Source organism: Candidatus Binataceae bacterium (assembly GCA_035294265.1).
Taxonomy (GTDB): Bacteria; Desulfobacterota; Binatia; order Binatales; family Binataceae; genus DATGLK01.
Window position 1 is genome coordinate 1 of sequence record DATGLK010000091.1, and the last position, 18124, is coordinate 18124.

An 18124-nucleotide genomic window follows, 5' to 3' on the forward strand; every position below is an offset into this window, starting at 1 on the left:
AACCGCGACCTGGCGGCTGAAGTCGCGGCCCATCGCTTCCGCGAGGATCTGTACTATCGCCTCAATGTGGTCGCGCTGCAGGTGCCGCCCTTACGCGAACGCAAGGAGGAGTTGATGGTGCTGGCGCAGGCCCTGCTAGCTGCCGCCGCCGGCCGCAATCATCGCAGCCCACCACGGTTGAGCGCCGAGGCCCAAGCCGCGCTGGCGCGCTATCGCTGGCCGGGTAACGTGCGCGAGTTGCGCAACGCGATGGAGCGGGCGGTCATCTTCGCCCGCGGCGAGGAAATCACACCCGACTGCCTACCCGACACCCTGTTTCGCGACCAAGGCGAGGGGCCCGCGCCCACCGGCAGCCTGGAGGAATTGGAGCGCGAGCATATTGTGCGGGTGCTGGCCGAAGCCCCAACGCTGGAGGACGCCGCGGCGCGTTTAGGGATCAACACTTCGACCTTGTGGCGCAAGCGCAAGCGCTTCGGCATCGACTAGTCGCATCGTTGATCCAAATATCGATGGGCCCCAATTCCTGTTCCACTTGAACCGCCGCGCTTGCAACCGTGGTGATTGGCGACCTCGGTCGAAATTGCCAGTGCCTGCCCGCCGGTTGCCAGGACCTCCTGAGGTCCCCCTCCAGCCCCTGGCGCCCACGTGCCAGCAAGCCTATTCGTATTCCAGGCCTGGCGAACCGGCGCACTACCGCCCGGCCCACTCAGGCCGAGGCTCCGGTTACGACTACGACCTCGCATGTTTCTATGGGGGGTACCTCAACTAAAGAGCATAGCTGGCACCCGACCGGGCACGAACTAAAATTGAGTCTTAGGACAACGGACAGACTCGCCTGCGCAATGGCACCAGCGCTGTGCTGATGCTAAGAGTCAGGCGATGCCAAAGGTCAAAGGTTATCGACTGTTTGGACCGCGTTTCGCCGTGCCTGGATGGAGCGAAAGGCCCTCTCCAGCGGGAAAGGATTAGAAGGCGATGTTGAGTTTCGGCGCCAATATAATGCTAACCGACCGCACGCTGCGCTCGTCCGAGGTGGCGCAGGCGGTGGAGGCACGCGGTTTGGATGCGCTGCTGTTCTCCGAGCATACCCATATTCCCGTGCAACATACTACTCCCAGCCCGTTGCCCGAGGACTACTTCCGCACCTTGGACCCTTTGATGGGAATCGCAGCTGCCATCCCGGTCACCAGCCGGATCAAATTGGGCACTTGCGTACTGTTGGCGGTCGAGCATGATCCCATCACTCTGGCCAAGGCGATCGCAACCTTGGACGTAATGTCCAAAGGACGCGTCTTGCTTGGGGTCGGGGTGGGCGGTTTGCGCGAGGAGAACGCCGACCACGGCGTGGCGCCCCATTCGCGCTGGCGCATGATGCGCGAGAAGCTGATGGCCTTGCGCGAAATCTGGACCCATGAGAAGGCGACCTTCGAGGGCGCGTTAGTGCGCTTTCCACCGCTTATCTCCAATCCTAAACCGGTCCAGCCCGGCGGTCCGCCCATCTTGTTGGGTGTGCGCGATCCGCGTTTTATCGCCCGCGCCGCACGGCCTCCCTACGACGGCTGGATGCCCACCGCCGCGCGTGCCGATCTAGCGGGCGGCCTGAAGCTGTTGCGCGAGAGTGCCGAGCGCATCGGTCGTGACCCCAGCGAGCTCAAGGTGGTGGTAGCGGGGTTGGCCCCGGCGCGCGAGCAGCTTGAGCCGTTGATTGAACTGGGCCTGGACAATTTTCTCTTTCGTCTGCCCAGTGCAGGCGCCGACGAAATTTTCCCGCTCCTGGATCGATGCGCCGAGTTGGCGCGGCGGATGCGCTGACGGGCCCGACGGTATCGCTTGACACAGCTGCGCTCTGGCTTGTTGGCATGAATATCAGTAATCTTAGCAATTCTATGTTACGAGACCTACGCGGATGAGCGCGGGTATGCAGGTGCGGTCGCAGGGTGGTCAGGCTTGGGCGGCGCGGCCCGAGGTCACACCGGTGCCAACGGCGCCGGCGACGGTTGTGATCCTTGGTTTGTCGCAGGCTGCAACTGAGATCTACGGTCGCCCCCTACTGGAGCGAATTCTGTTGAACTGCCAGCGCGCAGGAATCTCACGCTTCGTGGTCGACTGCGATCCCAATAAACGGGGTTTGATGCGCGAGGCAGCCGGCCAATTCGCGGCCGATCCAGGGCTCCTGCTGGTAGAAATCGGCAAAAACGGGGTGCCCGGTCTCCCTGCCAATACCGCCTGTGTGATGGTTTGTGGCAACCTGGTCTTCGCGGCCTCTCATCTAGCCCGCTTGCTGGCGCTCCAGCGCGCGCAGCCCGGTCAGGTCGTAGCGCTGGCGGTTGGCGCGGGTGCGGCAGAGGCGCAGCTGTGCGCTGGCCCGTTGACGGATTTGCTGGACCGCCGGCACGCGACCTCCCACCGCCCTGGCTCGATCGGCGCAGACCTGCCCTACGCGATGGATGGCCGGGAGTCCAAGAGCGAGGCCGAGTTGCGGTTGGCGCGCGCGATGCGACTGGAAACCGCGCATACCGACGGCTTCATGGCGCGCTGGCTGGATCGCCGTCTTTCCTGGCGCATCAGCCGTCGCCTGGCTGCTACCCCCATCACGCCCAACCAGGTGACTTGGTTCAACACCGCATTGGGACTACTGATCGCGACGCTGGTGGCTTCGACCTCTTACTGGTATCGGGTAGGAGGCGGGTTGCTGCTTTTGGTGTCGGTGACCTTGGACGGTGTGGATGGCGAGCTGGCGCGGCTCAAGATGACGGAGTCGGAAGCTGGCCGCCGCTTGGACGTGCTTACCGACAATCTGGTCGAGGTGGCGATCTTCATCGGCTTGCTGGTGGGCTGTTATCGAGGCAGCGGTAACCAGGCTTATTTCTACCTGCTGGCCATTTTGCTGGGAGGGTTCGGTTTTTGTGCAATTTCGGTCAATCGCGCGGTCTCGCTCAGCAAGGAACAATTCAAGCGCTGGATTGAGCTGGTCGAGCGGGTGGCGGGGCGAGACTTCGCTTATTTGATCTTCGTATTGGCCTTGCTCAATGGCTTTTCCTGGTTTGCCTGGGGTACCGCTTTCGGCACGTGGATTTTTGCCGGGGGCCTGTGGATCTTGACCAGCCTCAAGCTGCGCTGCGCAAAGGTCGAGGACTAAGATGGACGCTATCTTCACCAAAATTCTCTGTCCGGTTGACCTCGACCATTCTTTCCACGCCTTGGATTTCGCGGCCCACCTGGCCCAGCGGATGAATAGCCGCATTTTGGTTTTTAACGTGGCCGCGATTCCGCTGGGTGCAACCGAAGTGGCCGCCTCCGGGATCGAGGAATACCCCTACTGGGAGCTGGCCAACCGCGACAAAATCAGGCAACTGGCCGAGCAAAAACTGGCGGGCCGAGTGGATTACGAAACCGACGTTCGCAGTGGCGAGCCGGTAGCCGCGATCCTCAAACGGGCAGCCGAGTATGGCGCCGACCTGATCGTGCTGGCCACCCACGGGCGCAAAGGCCTGAGCCATCTGTTGCTGGGCAGCGTTACCGAGGCGGTGGTGCGCGGGGCTTCCTGCCCGGTCTTGACCATCCGCCCCCATTAGCGCGGCGAATCTCACTCTAATAACTGGGCGGGTAGCGCGCGCCGCTTCTTGCACAACAGACGGCGAGACTTCTTCTCTGCCGGAGCGGGAGGAGTGGAAACCGCGGGAGCAGGGCGCGGAGGCTTTTGCCCGGCCGCTTAGAGCGCCGGCAAATGCGGTTGCTGGCTATCAACCGACCACAGCCGGCTGCGGCGTCGCCGCTGGGGTGGGAAGCAGGCTGACGCAGGCCAGCGGCGCCAATGCGGCCAACGCCAGAAGTACGAAGCAGATCGCAAAAGCTGGGCGATAGCTGGCGTACAGGTCAAAGATGCGTCCGGCCCCAATCGGTCCGACCGCCTGGGCCAGCATCGTGAAGGTTCCTACCAGGCCCCATAGGGTACCAAAGCGCTTGAGGCCGAAGACTTCGGCCCCCAGCATCGGGGTCAGGGCCACGGGCGCGCCCACCCCGATACCGTAAACCACGACGAACAATACCATCGACCACGCTCCGGCCGCATAGACCAGCGACAGACAGCCCAGACTCATCATCGAATAGACCATGGTCAAGGTGCGACGAGGCCCGATGAGATCGGCTAGCGCGCCGAAAAACGGCTTACATAGCGCATCGACCGCGAACATCGCACTGAGCACTCCGGCTGCGCGCGCTGGCGTTGTGCCCAACTCAATCAGATAGGGCGGGACGTGAATTGTCACCGCGCCCGCGCTAAAAGCGTAGGCAAAACACATCCAGCCCAGCAGCCAGAACGAACGGCCGCCCAGTGCCTGGCTGACCTGGAGGCCCGGCAACTGAGCGGCCTGGCGGTACGCGCCCTCGTCGGGAGCAAGTTCGGGCGGCCGGCTGCGCACGAAGATCAACCCCATCGGCATCACGACCAGAAGCATCGGCAGGGCCAGTACGGCGTAAGCCCAGCGCCAGCTCTCGTGGCGTATAACATAGCTTGAAAGTTGCAACATCAGAGCCGCGCCCACCGGCATCCCGGTCCAGGTGATTCCCATCGCCAGTCCGCGCCGCTGGCGAAACCAATTGGCCAGTACCGTGCCGCCGGGGACGGTGGTGGCAGCCGTCATTCCCAGCGATAGCAGCAGGCTGGAGTACACCAGGGTTTGGTAGGAATGGGCCTGGCTAGCCATCAACAGAGCCAGGGCCGCCAGCCCGGCGCCGGCCCCGACCAGCCATCGAGCTTCGATTCTATCCAGCAACCAACCTACGATCGGAGAGAAAATCACCCCGCCGGCGCTGGCCAGCACTGGGATCACCGATAATTTGGCGCGGCTCACGCCCAGGTATTTGAGCAATGGGGTAAAAAACACGCCGGCGGTTCCGAACGTGCCTCCGATGATAAAGAGCATGCTCAAAAACAGCGTTGCCACGATCATTTGTCCGCGCCGTTGCGTGGTCATGGCATCTCCAGAAGATCAGCCGGGAGCGCTGGGATCGCTTCGATATGGCAGGGACAGTGCGCCCGCTTTACGGTGCAAGTCAAGCCGGTGGCTGGCCATCGCCCGGTTGGTATAATCTTTGGGGCCAAGAGGTGGCTGGACTTTGCGCGCCGAACATAGCAACGGGGCTGGGGCGAAGACAGGTAATGCGATTCCGCGGCGCCGCCTGTTGGGTGCTATTTGGCTGCTTCCGGCTTGGTGGCATCTGGGCGGTGCCAATCCGACCAATCAATTGGTTTCTTCCGAACCGACGAACCTCGTGACGGTGGTCCGATTCAGCCCCGACGGCGAGCCGACGGGGGAAGCAGCGGTGCCCAAAGTGATCAAAAGCGATGCCCAATGGCGGCGCCTGCTGACCCCCGAGCAGTACTGGGTGACCCGGCGCGGGGTGATGGAGCGGCCGTTCGCGGGCCAGTTTGCCAGCTTTCGCGGGCGCGGACTCTACACTTGCGTGTGCTGTGCCAATACCCTGTTCAGTTCCCAGACTAAGTACGAGGCCGGAACCGGATGGGCCAGCTTCTGGGCACCGGTGGCGACCGAAAACGTCAGGCTCAGGGCTTCGTCAGGGGTACGACATCCGGCAGTCCTATGCGTGGAATGCGACGCCTTTGTAGGCCAACTGTTTGCCGATGGGCCGCCCCCTACCCATCGACGCTATTCCATTAGCTCGGCTGCGCTCAATTTTCGCGAATTTCCGCGCGCCTAGCCGCTGGTTGTCTCGTCGCATCGTTTGCAATTTAGGCGGGCGTCCAGCCGGCTTTTGCGGCCGGCTGCGGTGACCACCCAGGGGCGTAGCTGCCACGGCGGTCGATGGCGCACGTGTTGGGTATGTCCGCAGGCCAAATCGGCGACCCAGTCGCCGTGTTCGTCCCGATGAAATCCGACGATAGGTTGTTCCACGATCTTTTGCTTCATGTCTCGGACGCGAAAGGAAGGGTTGTCCCCCCTTGAAAGCGCGTGCGGGACGCCATTAGATAAAATATGTGAGCTTATTGGCAATGCTGTTGATGGCGATGCTGGTGCCGACGTTGGCGTCGGCCACAACCATCAAATCGGCCGGTTCGCTGACCACTGCCCCCAATAGTTCGATCGTGGTAATCGCTACCGATCCTACGATTCATGACACCCTCAGCGAGGATTTCAATGCCCAGCGCCGTCGGGAGAGCAAACCGGGCCCCGATGTGGCCTTGACCGTGACCCTGGTTTCGCGCCAGTTGACCCCCGACCTGTCGCCCGATGCGGTGGCACCAGGGGTAAGGGCAACGGCGGCCTTGCTGCGGGCGGCGGGATGGGTGCCGTTGACCGACGAAGCGGCGGCCGGCCCAACTCCACAGGAACCGGTGTCGAAATCGATTCAGGAGTACTTGAGCCAGGGCAACAGCTTGATGAGCAATGGCATGATGACGCAAGGGCCGCCCACCACCGTCCAGCAGATTTATCAGCTCAGCAATCCGCCTGACAGCTCGGGCGGATTTACCGAGCTGCCGCGCTATGTGGGCTCGCAGATCTACAAGCCCGAGGTGGGGGACCAGCCGCAGACCTACGATACCGCTTTGGTCGCCCACGCGGTGCTGGGTAACGGCACAGGCGACTTCACAGTGCTTGCGGTGGTCCATCCCGGCGACGACCTCGAAGCGGCCAAAAAGCTCATCGCGGAACGGATTGCCAACGCGGTCTTGCATTAGTCCGCCATTGTACTGGGAGCGCTCGAACGCCAGGGGTCGCGTGTGCTATCAGCGAAAAGCGGGAATGATCTGCTCGGCGAAATCGCGGAAGACCTCGCGCTGATAGTCGGCCGCGGGCAGCAGGTTTAAGCCACTGAAGCCCACCTTTTCCATCGCGCGAATGTGAGAGATGATTTCGTCGGGCTCACCCGCCAGGCAGGTGCCGCGAATTGCCTCGGGGGTGACAAAGCGCCGCTCCTCGGGCTGTAAAAAAGTGCAGTGGCCGTCGTGAATCTGCCGAAAGCGGGCCTGGGGCGGCAAACTGAAGTTGGCTACCCGCTTGAGATAATCATCCCATTGAGCGCGAAAGAAGGGCGGCACGACCTCCTCCTTATGTCCGGAGGCCTCCCAGACTTCATAGGTCTGATGCAAAATGCAGGTGACGTAGGAACCGGTCTCGTTGATAACCCGCTCGGAGGACAAACTCTCGCCCGGGCGCAGGACGCAGGCACAGGTCTGAAAGCTGAAATAGAAATCGTCGGGAAGTTGGCGGCCGGCAGCCTGGGCGCCCGCGCGCAATTCGGCGATATGATGGCGCCCGATTTCGGGATTCTTGGTTGAGGTGGTCCAGCCGTCGGCTAATTCGCCGGCCAGGCGGATAGCCTTGCTGCCGTTGGCCGCGATCAGGATCGGAATCCGATTTTCCAGATTGATGTAATGGCGATCCAGATGCATGAACTTGATCAGTCGGGGTTCGCCCTTGTAGGGATAATTCACCTCTTCGCCATTGAGCAGTCCTCGTACTACCCGCACGTATTCGCGCAGCGTCGCCAATGAGGATGGCTTGCGCCCGATCAGCCGCACAGAGGTATGGCCGGTGCTGATTCCGAAAAAGACCCGTCCCGGCGCCAGCCGATTGATAGTCGCGATCGCGCAGGCCGATACCGGCGCGATGCGCAAAGCGGGCGATGTGATGCCGGTGCCGATCAAAATGCGACTGGTGTTGGCAGCTATTAGCGCCAGGGTGGCATAGGGATCGGACCAGATCATTTCCGAATCCGGAATCGCTACGCGGTCAAAGCCCAGCTCCTCAGCGTAGCGTGCAAGCGGCCATTTATCGATGTGGGTGTCCAAAGTAACGCTGAATTGCATACTAAATATTGTCCTGCTCCGGTGTCCCCAGTCCAGTCGGAATGGTCCAATCCGCGTGGCAGTGGCGCAAGCTACTTGAAAGCGGGCATAATGAGCCGGGCGAATTCCTCGAACACGGCGCGGTCGCAATCTGCCGGCGGATAGAGATGAAGCTCGGCAAAGCCGATTTGCTCCATTGCTCGGATTCGATCGATGATTTCCTCGGCGCTGCCCACCAGGCAAATCGCCGCGATCGCTTCGGGAGTGATGAAGCGGCGCTCCCGCGCGGTCACGAACGTGCAGTGGCCTTCGTGAATTTGGCGAAAGCGCGCGACCGCGGGCAGGCTCATGTGCTCGACATGAGCGACGTATTCCTCCCAAATGGAGGCGAAGAAGGGGGGGACGGTTTCATCCCGGCGCCCGCTCTTGTTCCACAGCTCCCAGGCAATATGCAAAACGCAGGCGACATGCGCCCCGGTCCGATCGATCACCCGCTCCGAGCGCAAACTTTCGCCCGGGCGCAGGACGCAAGTGGTGGTTTGAAAGGTGGTATGAAAAGCAGCCGGCAGTGAGCGGGCACCCCGACGCGCTCCATCTTGCAATCGTCGCAAACCAGCCGCGCCCACGGCCGGAGCGATCGTGTGAGTAATCCAACCGTCGGCGATTTCTCCGGCCAACTCAGTGGCCTGCGCGGCATTGGCGGCAATATAAATCGGAATGCGATGATCGAGATCGAGATAGGCGCGGTCGCGATGCATGAATTTTATTAGACGTGGTTCGCCCTGATAGGGGTAATCGACCTCCTCACCGTCGAGCAGCGCGCGCACGACCCGGACGTATTCACGCAAACTGGCTAAGCTTGCCGGAGGCCGCCCCACCAGGCGCATCGAAGTGTGGCCCGTCCCTAGCCCTAGAAAGACCCGGCCGGGAGCTATCCGGTTGATAGTCGCGATTGCGCATGCAGTGACTGGAGCCAGGCGCGAGCCCGGGTTGGAAACCCCGGTGCCCAGGGCGATGCGCCGGGTGTTGGCCGCGGCTAGCGCGAGGATTGCATAGCAATCCGACCAAATCATCTCTGAGTCCGGGACATAGGCTCGATCGTAGCCAAGCTCTTCGGCGTGGCGAATCAGCGGCCACTTGTCGATGTGGCTATCGATCATGATGGCAAATTGCATCGGCTATTTCGTGGGTCGAGTAGGCGTCGCGCTCTCCATCTCTTGTTGAGGCCGCGCCCCCCTTTGAGCCGGCGCGAGCATCGACAAGCGCGCCAGGGAAGAATCAATACGAGAGTGGAAGAAACATGGGGCTCCCGAGGTTCACGAGATGGGCTACCGATGGGAGAGCGCTGCTCCTGATTGCTTTGGGCCGGATCGGCCTGCTGCTTGAAAGGCAGCAGGCTGCATGACAGTAGCCTTGCATCCTCAATCTTTTTCCCCTGACCGGGCGAGATAATAGCGTGGGGGTTAGTTGGGAGACTTTCTCCCCCGCTAGGCTTCCTCGTCGGTAATCACCACAGCACTGACTTCGCTTTCGCCCACCTGCGCGTTTGCCCCGGCGGGCGTGCGGCTCAGCGCGATCAGCTCGCGCAGCGCTTCGAGCGCTTGGCGCAATTCCGCAGCAATCGCTGCGAGGCTGGCCACCGCCTCGGTAAGGGCGCTGTTGGCCGCGCTCGGCGCGGGAGCGCGACTGGGGCGACGAACGGCGCGTCGCGCCGTGGTGATTTTGCCGGGACGTTTGCTCCCGCTCTTGGCTTTAGCCTTGGGGGCGGGGCGCGGCGGCATGGCCGTGGCTTTCTTTTTCATCGTCGTACCTCGAACGCTAAGCCGGCGCTAAGCGTCGGCGGGGGTTGCCACGAGCTCGCCCCGGCTTCGGGAGACGTGCCTGGAATCCTGCGGGACGCGCCCCTGAATTATGAGCGGTGTGCGGCGCGAAGTGCAACCGTTTGCGCCGCACACCGCTCAAGTTCAGCCCAACGGACCCTGAAAAGTCTGGTCCAGGTAGGTGTCGGACAGCGCTTCCAGGTGGTCCGGCCAATTGGACGCCACCGGACGGCGCAGTTCTTTGGGGCGTGGCTTGCCGTCCCATCCGATCTGCTCCATGTAGTAGTAAAGTTGGATGCAGTTGCCCTCGGGATCCAACGCATGGGCGGCGTAATCGATCCCCGGATAGAGATCGGGTGGAATGGTGTCGTTGAAATGTACGCCCTGTTCCTTGAGGAACCGCACCGCGTTGCGCAACTGCTCGTAGCTGCCGACTTCGCATCCGAAGCTCATCAGGCTGCCGCGCGGGTTGAGGTTGAACCCAGCACGCAGCTCCACCGGAAACAGTCCCAGGCTGTGATGCTCGGTGCCATTGCGCATGAAAACGCATCGCCGCCCTTTGAAATTGACCTCTTCGGTTCGGATGAAGCCTAAAATGTCGCTATAGAAGGCCTCGGCCGCGGCCAAATCCTTGACAAACAGCCCCACCGGTCCGATTCGGGTGATCTTGAAGGGGCGGGGCAGAAGCACGCCGCCGACGTTATATTTGCGCTCGCCGCTGTCGGCCAAACGCTGGCCGGAGAGCGGATTGATGCCTTTTTGGTAGGCTTCCTCCAGCTCGATTTCTTCGCCGATTTGCGGCAATTGCGGGGTCTCGTTGAAGCGCCGGTAATACATCTCGCGCGGCTTGCTTTGCAGGTTCCAGCCCACCTGCTCCATTCCGTAATACAGCTCGATGGTGTGGCCGTCGGGATCCTTCATGTAAACGTGCCAGTTGCTGCCGGGCATGTCGCGCCCGGTGCGCACTACCGGAACTTCGCGCTTCCGCAGGTAATCGATGGCCTGCACTACCTCGTTGAGGGTTCCCAACTGCCAGGTGATCTGATTGGTGTTGACCTCGGGATAGCGCGCGTCGCCCATCAGGGAATGATGCCCGATGACGAAGGCGTGGTGGTCGGTGCCATAGGTAGTGAAAATCAGGCGTGGGTCTTTGACTGCACCTAGCTGCTGAGCGCGTGGCGATTGGCTCAGGTCGATCACGTCGCTGACCCGAAAGCCGAGCAGCTCGCTGTAGAAGTGGCGCCCAGCATCCAGATCGCCTAAGTTGATGCCGAAGTGGCCCAGGCGGCGAATCTTGAACGGTCTATCCATCAGGACGCCGCCGACATCGTATTTGCCTTGCTCGTTGGCCATTTGATTTCTCCTCGCTGGTTTAATGCGGCCTATCCTCGGATTTGATTTTGTCGTGTCCGCCTGTGCTTTCCAATCCTGCTGCCCAGTCCGGCGCCATTTGTCCGCAGTCTACCACCGAGAGGGCAAATTTAATAACGGCAGCAGCCCTTCTTCACGCCGCTTTCGCCGGCTCTCCCCGGTAAAGGTTTTTGCCAACAGCGGCATTATTCTGGTATTGCCATATCGACTGGTATTGCCATATCGACCGCCTTGCCGGCGAGGCGGTCGTGGGAGGCCGCGCAATGGGTGAGATTCTCGGATTGGGAGTGACCCACTACCCCTCCTTGACGGTGGCGGATGAGGGGATGCTGTGGCTATTCAAGCACATCCTCTCCGCGCCCCTTATCGATCACCGCTACAAGGATCGCCGGAATTGGCCGGCCCCGATGGCGGCCGAGATGGGCGAGGACGAGGGGCTGAGCGCGGGGCGCCGCTACCGGGCGCGGATGTGGGAGAATTTTCGCCGCATCCGGCGCCAAATCGACGATTTTGCTCCGGACTTCGTGGTAATTTTCGGCGACGACCAGTACGAAAACTTTCGCGACGATATCATCCCGCCCTTCTGCATTCTGGGGCTGGATGACGATTTTGCCCTGCGCCCCTGGCTGCGTGGTGGCACTTATAAGCAGAAGAATTACTGGGGTGAGCCCGACGCTTGGAGCATGCCCCTCCATGGCCATCGCGAGGGGGCCAAATACCTTACCACCGGTCTGCTGCGGCGCGGGATCGCGATGCCCTATGCCTATCGCCCGCTGCACCATCCCGGCCTGGCTCACGCCTTCACCAACACCCTGCTTTACCTGGATTGCGACCGCCGCGGCTTCCCCTACCCGGTCGTTCCCTTTGACGTCAATTGCTACGGCAGCGTGGTGATCCAATCTCATGGCGGCTGGGCTCATCTGTTCAAGGAAGCGAGCGAGGAAAGTCAGCCCGACCCACCCGGCCCGGCCCCGGCATTGTGCATGGAAGTGGGCGCCAAGCTGGCCCAAACGCTGCGCGAAAGCCCTTATCGGGTCGCCTTGATTGCGTCATCGAGCTGGTCGCATTGCTTTCTGACTCCCACCAATGGCTGGGTGCTGCCCGACTACGAGGCCGACCGCCTGATGCTGGAGGCATTGTCGCGCGGCGATTACGAGTTTTGGCGCACCCGCTCTATCGCCCAGATCGAGCGGGCGGGTCAGCACGAGATGCTTAACTGGATGGTGTTGGCCGGGGCGATGGCGGAGCTGGGGCTGACGCCCCGGGTGCATGACTATATCGAGACCTACATTTTCCAATCCGACAAATGCTTTGTCTCGTTCCCGGTAGCCTGAAGCCGGATTTGCCTAGCCGGTCTTAACTGCCAGATCGACCGCCGGCGAAGCGCTGGCGCGCCATTTGGCGGGAAAAACCAGCGTGCTGAGGAGGGCGGACAACAGAATTACGCCACCTGCCAGTTCGAAGGCCAGAGTATAGCTGCGGGTCAAGTCAAAGAGCAGGCCGGCGATAATCGGGCCGCTGGCGTGTCCCAGCGCATCGGCGCACGAGAAGCCACCGCTGAGGGTGGCGAAGCGCCGAGGCCCCAGCGCTTCCAGCATCAGTACCGGTAGTACGCCGCGGTAGCCCATGTCCAACCCCCACAGGACGATATAAGCCAGTGTCGCCGCCAGACGCCAATGCGGATCGCGCACAGCCAGGATGCTGAGTAGGCCCAGCGCGAGCAGGGTCAAGGTCAGCGCGGTCATCAGCTTGGGGCCGTAACGGTCGGCCAGCGCGCCGGCCAGGATTAGCCCGACTCCGGAGAGAAAGGCTTGGACGCCGAAGATGCTGGCGGCGGCGCCGGCCGTATAGCCGCTGCCGACCAGGAAGGGAATTGCGTGTACATAGCCGGCCCCTTGGCCCAGCGCGCTGAAAAAGGCGACTGCTACCACCAGCCAATAAGCGGAGGTGCGCAGCGCTGGGCCCAGATCCAAGCCGGGCAGTTCGTGCGCGGGTCGGTCGCGGGTGGCGATCTCACCGGCCGGCCGGCCGCTGATCAGAAGCAGGTCGACCGGCAGCGCCACCAACAGCATCGGCACGGCCACCGCCCGCATCGCGATACGCCATCCGGTATGAGCGATGATTGCGGTCAGAATGCGCGGGGCCAGCGCCATCCCGATCGCCACGCCCATCCCGGCAATTCCAATCGCCATCGCGCGCTGGTTGGGAAACCAGCTCGTGCCCAGGACATAAATCGGAACCCAGGCGGCAAATGAGGCGCCCACTCCCATCATCGCGTAGCACAGGACCAATGGCGTGAGCGCATGTATATGGCTGCCAAGCAGACAGCCGGTGGCGGCGGATAGAATCCCCAATGCCACTACCCAACGGGCCGAGATGTGATCCAGCAGCCAGCCCGAGCCCAGCGCTGCTGCGCCCATCGATAAGGCGTAGGCGGTGGCGATTCGCGAGGCCTGTTCGTGGCTCCAGCCGAACTCCCGGATAAAAGGAAGGATGAACACTCCCATCGTGCCCGAGGTCGGACCGAACATGAATAGCTGGATCACGGTCAGGCCGAGGAGAATCTTCCACGCTTGGCGTCGGGTGGGACTCATGAGCGTCATCTTGCGCCAATTCGGGGGCGATAAGCGAGCGGTCAAGCCAGCGCTTACATCTCCTCTGCTTCTGGATTCAGGGGGAGACGATCGGACATTTGTGGGCGCGCGGTCTGCAATTACTCGCGCTTTGGGATAAAAGAGTACAAGCGCGAGCACCGGTGGGGTAGCCGCTAGCTAGCAGCCAGAGCGGGGCAATCGAGCTTCATGAGGGATGCTGACGACTTATGCCATCCGATTTATCGCGCCCTGGGCTGGGCGGTCCACGGCTATACCGCGTCAGGCGCCATGCTGGGGCTACTGGCGATCGAATTTTCCGCCACCGGCCGCTTTCGCGCCGCGTTTGTCGCGATGGCGCTGGCGACCGTTATCGACTCCAGCGACGGGCCGCTTGCCCGCGGCTTGCGGCTCCAGCAACTGATCCCTCAATTCGACGGCGCCCTGCTGGACAACCTGGTCGATTATCTCACATATGTGATCGCTCCGGTCTTCTTGATGTTGCGCGCGCAACTAATGCCGGTTGGGTGGGCAGGTTGGCTACTCGCGACGGCGGTGGTGATCTCGAGCGCGTTTGGGTTTAGCCGGGTCAACGCCAAGACCGCCGACAATTATTTTCTGGGCTTTCCTTCCTACTGGAACTTGGTGGCGTTTTATCTTTATTGCTTCGCGTTTAGTCGCACGATTAACGCTGTGATCATGCTAGTCCTGGTAGCTTTGGTGTGGGTGCCGAGCAAGTATATCTACCCCAACCGTACCCTGCGTCTGCGTCGCTTGACCCTTATCCTGGCCGCACTGTGGGCGGTCCTGGTGGCGATTATTTTGTTCGAGCTGCCCCATCCCAAACCATTGCTGGTTTGGTGCTCGTTCGGCTTTATCGGCTACTATCTGGTCATGTCCTGTATTTTCTCGATCCAGGGGCGTCGTGCGCTTGTGCCACCATGAAAGCCGCCAGTGAAAACACGTCTTCCACTGCGTGCAGCCGGCCAGAGTGGCTAGAAGCAATCGCTGGAAAGGGCTCGGTGCTTTTGCTGGCGCCCCATGGCGGACGGGCCGAAGCGACGGCGCACGCGAGCCCCAATCCGCGCATCAACGATCTGCACACGGCGCAGTTTACCCGCGAATTGGCTGGGCGGTTGCAGGCCAGCGCGCTGATTAACCGGGCGATGGATCGTAATCGGCTCGATTGCAACCGTATCGATCAGCTTTTGGCGCGCGCTCCGGTGGTATTGGATCTCCTGGCCGAGGTTTTGGAGCAAATCGTCGCGCGCCAGGGCCACGCCTTGGTGCTGCTAATCCACGGTTGGAACGTGATCGAGCCACGAGTGGATTTCGGCTTGGGTGCGCGCGTGCTGGACGAGCAGATACGTCCGGCGGGTGGCGCCTTTCTGAGCGCAACCCCACGTTTTCTTGCCAATACGCTGGCGCCGCTGTGCGCCCACCTGGAGGCAATCGGGGTGAGCGCCACGTTGGGGTTCCGCTATCCCGCCGGCGGTCGGCATAACCTGCTCCAGGCCTTGACTCGCCGCTATATCCAAAGTCCCGAGCCGGCCTTGCGCCGACTCGCGCGGCTGACCGAGCAGGGTGAAATCCAGGCCTTGCAAATCGAGCTGTCGGTGGCGGTGCGCTGGCCGGGGCCGCGGCGCGCACAAATCCTGGACTTGCTCGGCCGGAGCTTCAGCGACCACCATGCGGCGTTGGAACCGAAAGCGTCGCGCTACCCGCAGGGTTTGCCGCTTACGCCACCGGCGTTGGCGCGCAGCGCCCATCGCTTCGGTCTGGAGTGTTACGATGCGCATGCCGGCGTGGGGATCATCGCCAGCTTTGACCTGGACGGAGGCGGCGGCGCACGGCTGGCTTTGCTTATCGGCACCAACCTTTGGATATTCACGGCCGACGGTGCGGTGCGCACCCAGGGCGATCGGATAAGCGGCGGCCCGCTGCAGCTAACCGTGGGGGCGGGCGAGCTGGAATTGCGTTTTAACGGGCCAATGCTGCGAGTTGACGACAGCCGAACCTACATGCGGCTGGAACAGGCCTTGGCCGGCGCATACCTGGAGCCCGCGGTGGGGCTCGATTGTCGTTTTAGGTCGAGCAGCCTGGCGCCGCTTTGGCAGACCGAACGGAGTTGTTTCGGCCGGCTCGCAGGTGCGCTTCAATTGGGAGAATCAACCCTCGCAATTCAGGCTATCGGGCGAAGCGGGCCGCCGCTGGCAAGTCCGCTCGACTTCGACCTCAGTCGGCGCTGCGCGTTGTGGGGCGCGCTGGAGGACGGGTCTGCAAGCATCGGCCTGGAAGTAGTCAGCGTCGAGCGCAACGGCGGTATCAGTGCCAGCGCGCGCAAGATCTTCGCGCAAGCCGCGATTCCCGGCGTGGTACAGGCACTCACCGCTCAACCGCGTCTGCCTGGCGTGCCACCGGCAGTGATCGAGGGGCGAGTGAGGGTGGGATTGAAGGAGGAGACGTTCGCGGCCCAGCCCCGATGCTTCATGGCGATGGCGCGGCCGGCCGCCGATGGCGCGCGGCTTTGTCTGTCAGTGGGCTTTGCAAGCCTTGAGCTCGACGGCGCGGCAGGAATCGCGATGTTCGAATGCGCCGATTTGGTCAGTGCGTCCGCCGCTCGCCCGTATACGCCCGAGGATGAGCCGGCAGATTAGGAGCCGGTCCGGGGCCTCGCACTCGCCATCATCCTCCACTGGTGCGTCGATTACGCCCACCCCAGTCCCGAGTCTCTCTCGCCACCATCGACCGTTCGCCTCGCCACACCTCCGCCCGCCCCCTTCCGCGCGCCTCGTCTAACTTTCGGCGCATCCACGGACTGGCTGCTCGCGCCCTTAGCCTATCCGCCCCGGACCGGCTGTCGTGTCGTCCTGGAGCAAGTCGTGTTCCAGGGAAATAAGTAAGCGCTAATACTGGATTTGTGCGAGCAGACTGTACCGCTCCGGGTCATAGCGGACTCAGCAATACAGACCCAGCCGTGTCCGAGAGCGGGCCTGGGCGGCAGGGACATTACGCCGGCGGGGTTGCATGCGGCATCGCTTTCTTTGAGACTGTGAGCCAATCGGGCATCCAGGACCAGGGCTAACTGACGGCTCTGCCCGCAAAAGTATCGCTTAACCAACTTAATCAAGGAGCAGGCTTATGGCAGAGGAACGAAAAGGCGTGGTTACGATGCGCGGCAATCCGGTTACCCTGATCGGGCCGGAGCTTAAAGTAGGGCAAAGCGCACCCGCCTTCACGGTAACCGGTAAGGGCTTGGCGCCGGTTTCACTCGACCAGTTTCAGGGCAAGGTCAAGATCATCTCGGCGGTGCCCTCGCTGGATACGCCGGTGTGCGACGCCGAGACTCGACGCTTCAACGAAGAGGCGGCCAAGTTGTCTGCCGACACGGTAATCCTGACCATTTCGCTGGATCTGCCCTTTGCGCAGGCACGCTGGTGTGCTGCCGCCGGGGTGGATAAAGTCACGACCGCCAGCGATTATAAAAGCCACGAATTCGGCGAGAAATACGGTACCTTGATGAAGGAGAGCGGGCTGTTGTGTCGTGCCGTGTTCGTGCTCGACAAGAACAACAAGGTGGTACATTCCGAATACGTCAGTGAGGTCGCCAATCAGCCTAACTTCGAAGCGGCGCTAGAGGCGGCGCGCAAGGCCGCCTGAGCGGGAAGCGAGAGGAGGGCCGGGGCGAGGCAGGACGCGAATAGCAGATGGCAACCGAAAAGCATTCGTTTTCGGCGGCGCGCCGGCGCGGTCTGTACGAGGCAATTTTTCGCCGCCGCGACATGCGCGAGTTCCTGCCTGACCCGATTCCCGAGGACAAGCTGGCGCGGGTTTTGATCGCGGCTCATCATGCCGCCAGCGTGGGCTTTACCCAGCCCTGGGATTTCATCCTGGTGCGTGACTTGGAACGGCGCCGGCAGGTCAAAGCGGTCTTCGAGGAAGCGCGCGCGCGCAACGCCGAGCAATTCAGCGGCGAGCGCCGGGCCAAATTCCTCTCGCTGAAGTTGGAAGGCATCCTGGAGGCGCCGCTCAACGTAATCGTGACTTGCGAACCCGATCGCTTCGGCCCGGCGGTGTTGGGTCGAGTCGAATCGCGCGACGTCGAGATCTTCTCCACCTGTCTGGCGGTGGAAAATCTCTGGCTGGCAGCGCGCGCCGAAGGATTGGGAATGGGCTGGGTTAGCATCCTGCGCAACGATGCCCTGCGCGAACTGTTCGCGATTCCCGCCCATATTATTCCCATTGCCTACCTCTGTTTGGGCTACGTTAGGGATTTTCCCGACCGTCCGGTGCTGGAGAGCGAGGGCTGGCTGGAGCGTCTGCCGCCCGAAGCTCTGATTCATTTCGAGCAATGGACCGGCGACCTCGCTCGCCGCCGCCAGTTCACCGCGCTGATTGCCGATCCAGCCATCTGGCGGGATATTTTCCCCGAGGGCCAGCCGGACTCCGATTCGGCGGACGATTCTTGATGATTGGGTCGAGCGCGCTCGCTGCGGCGGCTGCATTGCCTTGCGCGATCGCTCCGGTCGCTG

The 18124-nt window shown here is 62.1% G+C and carries 18 protein-coding genes; 11 read left to right on the forward strand and 7 right to left on the reverse strand.

Annotated features, from left to right (window positions below):
* The 4 genes from VKV28_13985 to VKV28_14000 all read left to right on the forward strand — a co-directional run.
* Positions 1–486 (forward strand): helix-turn-helix domain-containing protein (locus tag VKV28_13985; protein ID HLH77908.1); only part of this gene is annotated, 486 nt, incomplete at its 5' end.
* 489 nt (positions 487–975) lie between these two features.
* Positions 976–1812 carry a TIGR03619 family F420-dependent LLM class oxidoreductase gene (locus tag VKV28_13990; GenBank protein HLH77909.1) on the forward strand — a complete coding sequence of 279 codons (837 nt, stop codon included), beginning with the start codon at positions 976–978 and terminating at the stop codon, positions 1810–1812.
* A gap of 94 nt (positions 1813–1906) precedes the next feature.
* Positions 1907–3139 (forward strand): CDP-alcohol phosphatidyltransferase family protein, encoded by a 1233-nt coding sequence (locus tag VKV28_13995; protein ID HLH77910.1) that lies wholly within the window; start codon positions 1907–1909, stop codon positions 3137–3139.
* Position 3140: 1 nt separating this feature from the next.
* Positions 3141–3575, forward strand: a complete 435-nt coding sequence (locus VKV28_14000) for a universal stress protein (GenBank protein ID HLH77911.1) — start codon at positions 3141–3143, stop codon at positions 3573–3575.
* A gap of 168 nt (positions 3576–3743) precedes the next feature.
* Here VKV28_14000 and VKV28_14005 read toward each other — a convergent pair whose 3' ends face one another.
* Entirely contained in the window at positions 3744–4976 is a 1233-nt protein-coding gene (locus VKV28_14005) for an MFS transporter (GenBank protein ID HLH77912.1), read from the reverse strand.
* Between the two features lie 208 nt (positions 4977–5184).
* On the opposite strand from VKV28_14005, the gene VKV28_14010 reads away from it, so the two are divergent.
* Positions 5185–5721, forward strand: a complete 537-nt coding sequence (locus VKV28_14010; protein ID HLH77913.1) for a peptide-methionine (R)-S-oxide reductase — start codon at positions 5185–5187, stop codon at positions 5719–5721.
* Here VKV28_14010 and VKV28_14015 read toward each other — a convergent pair.
* Complete coding sequence (locus VKV28_14015; protein HLH77914.1) at positions 5718–5930, reverse strand: DUF3565 domain-containing protein; 213 nt, start codon at positions 5928–5930, stop codon at positions 5718–5720. The two genes, VKV28_14010 and VKV28_14015, sit on opposite strands and share 4 nt — an antisense overlap.
* A gap of 68 nt (positions 5931–5998) precedes the next feature.
* Between VKV28_14015 and VKV28_14020 the strand changes: the two genes are divergently transcribed.
* Positions 5999–6700, forward strand: coding sequence for a hypothetical protein (locus VKV28_14020; protein HLH77915.1), 702 nt, complete (start codon positions 5999–6001; stop codon positions 6698–6700).
* A 48-nt stretch (positions 6701–6748) separates the two neighbouring features.
* Here VKV28_14020 and VKV28_14025 read toward each other — a convergent pair whose 3' ends face one another.
* The 4 genes from VKV28_14025 to VKV28_14040 form a co-directional block, all read right to left on the reverse strand.
* Positions 6749–7831, reverse strand: a complete 1083-nt coding sequence (locus VKV28_14025; GenBank protein ID HLH77916.1) for an LLM class flavin-dependent oxidoreductase — start codon at positions 7829–7831, stop codon at positions 6749–6751.
* 71 nt (positions 7832–7902) lie between these two features.
* On the reverse strand, positions 7903–8985 hold the full coding sequence (locus VKV28_14030; GenBank protein ID HLH77917.1) for an LLM class flavin-dependent oxidoreductase: 1083 nt from the start codon (positions 8983–8985) through the stop codon (positions 7903–7905).
* 312 nt (positions 8986–9297) lie between these two features.
* Positions 9298–9612 carry a hypothetical protein gene (locus VKV28_14035; protein HLH77918.1) on the reverse strand — a complete coding sequence of 105 codons (315 nt, stop codon included), beginning with the start codon at positions 9610–9612 and terminating at the stop codon, positions 9298–9300.
* 162 nt (positions 9613–9774) lie between these two features.
* Positions 9775–10983 carry a VOC family protein gene (locus tag VKV28_14040; protein ID HLH77919.1) on the reverse strand — a complete coding sequence of 403 codons (1209 nt, stop codon included), beginning with the start codon at positions 10981–10983 and terminating at the stop codon, positions 9775–9777.
* Between the two features lie 281 nt (positions 10984–11264).
* Here VKV28_14040 and VKV28_14045 point away from each other — a divergent pair, with 281 nt between their 5' ends.
* Positions 11265–12335, forward strand: a complete 1071-nt coding sequence (locus tag VKV28_14045) for a hypothetical protein (GenBank protein ID HLH77920.1) — start codon at positions 11265–11267, stop codon at positions 12333–12335.
* A 12-nt stretch (positions 12336–12347) separates the two neighbouring features.
* Here VKV28_14045 and VKV28_14050 read toward each other — a convergent pair whose 3' ends face one another.
* Positions 12348–13595 (reverse strand): MFS transporter, encoded by a 1248-nt coding sequence (locus VKV28_14050; protein ID HLH77921.1) that lies wholly within the window; start codon positions 13593–13595, stop codon positions 12348–12350.
* A 207-nt stretch (positions 13596–13802) separates the two neighbouring features.
* Here VKV28_14050 and VKV28_14055 point away from each other — a divergent pair, with 207 nt between their 5' ends.
* From VKV28_14055 to bluB, 4 genes are all read left to right on the forward strand, one after another.
* Positions 13803–14537: a CDP-alcohol phosphatidyltransferase family protein gene (locus tag VKV28_14055; GenBank protein ID HLH77922.1), complete on the forward strand. Its 735-nt coding sequence runs from the start codon at positions 13803–13805 to the stop codon at positions 14535–14537.
* 77 nt (positions 14538–14614) lie between these two features.
* Positions 14615–16249 (forward strand): hypothetical protein, encoded by a 1635-nt coding sequence (locus VKV28_14060; protein HLH77923.1) that lies wholly within the window; start codon positions 14615–14617, stop codon positions 16247–16249.
* A gap of 484 nt (positions 16250–16733) precedes the next feature.
* Positions 16734–17252 (forward strand): thiol peroxidase, encoded by a 519-nt coding sequence (gene tpx / locus VKV28_14065; GenBank protein ID HLH77924.1) that lies wholly within the window; start codon positions 16734–16736, stop codon positions 17250–17252.
* Between the two features lie 47 nt (positions 17253–17299).
* Positions 17300–18061: a 5,6-dimethylbenzimidazole synthase gene (gene bluB / locus VKV28_14070; GenBank protein ID HLH77925.1), complete on the forward strand. Its 762-nt coding sequence runs from the start codon at positions 17300–17302 to the stop codon at positions 18059–18061.
* Positions 18062–18124 lie beyond the last annotated feature (63 nt).

Coding starts and splice junctions, on each gene's coding strand:
- VKV28_13990 (HLH77909.1), top strand. CDS start 976: ATGTTGAGTTTCGGCGCCAATATAATGCTAACCGACCGCACGCTGCGC.
- VKV28_13995 (HLH77910.1), top strand. CDS start 1,907: ATGAGCGCGGGTATGCAGGTGCGGTCGCAGGGTGGTCAGGCTTGGGCG.
- VKV28_14000 (HLH77911.1), top strand. CDS start 3,141: ATGGACGCTATCTTCACCAAAATTCTCTGTCCGGTTGACCTCGACCAT.
- VKV28_14005 (HLH77912.1), bottom strand. CDS start 4,976: ATGACCACGCAACGGCGCGGACAAATGATCGTGGCAACGCTGTTTTTG.
- VKV28_14015 (HLH77914.1), bottom strand. CDS start 5,930: ATGAAGCAAAAGATCGTGGAACAACCTATCGTCGGATTTCATCGGGAC.
- VKV28_14025 (HLH77916.1), bottom strand. CDS start 7,831: ATGCAATTCAGCGTTACTTTGGACACCCACATCGATAAATGGCCGCTT.
- VKV28_14030 (HLH77917.1), bottom strand. CDS start 8,985: ATGCAATTTGCCATCATGATCGATAGCCACATCGACAAGTGGCCGCTG.
- VKV28_14035 (HLH77918.1), bottom strand. CDS start 9,612: ATGAAAAAGAAAGCCACGGCCATGCCGCCGCGCCCCGCCCCCAAGGCT.
- VKV28_14040 (HLH77919.1), bottom strand. CDS start 10,983: ATGGCCAACGAGCAAGGCAAATACGATGTCGGCGGCGTCCTGATGGAT.
- VKV28_14045 (HLH77920.1), top strand. CDS start 11,265: ATGGGTGAGATTCTCGGATTGGGAGTGACCCACTACCCCTCCTTGACG.
- VKV28_14050 (HLH77921.1), bottom strand. CDS start 13,595: ATGAGTCCCACCCGACGCCAAGCGTGGAAGATTCTCCTCGGCCTGACC.
- VKV28_14055 (HLH77922.1), top strand. CDS start 13,803: ATGAGGGATGCTGACGACTTATGCCATCCGATTTATCGCGCCCTGGGC.
- tpx (HLH77924.1), top strand. CDS start 16,734: ATGGCAGAGGAACGAAAAGGCGTGGTTACGATGCGCGGCAATCCGGTT.
- bluB (HLH77925.1), top strand. CDS start 17,300: ATGGCAACCGAAAAGCATTCGTTTTCGGCGGCGCGCCGGCGCGGTCTG.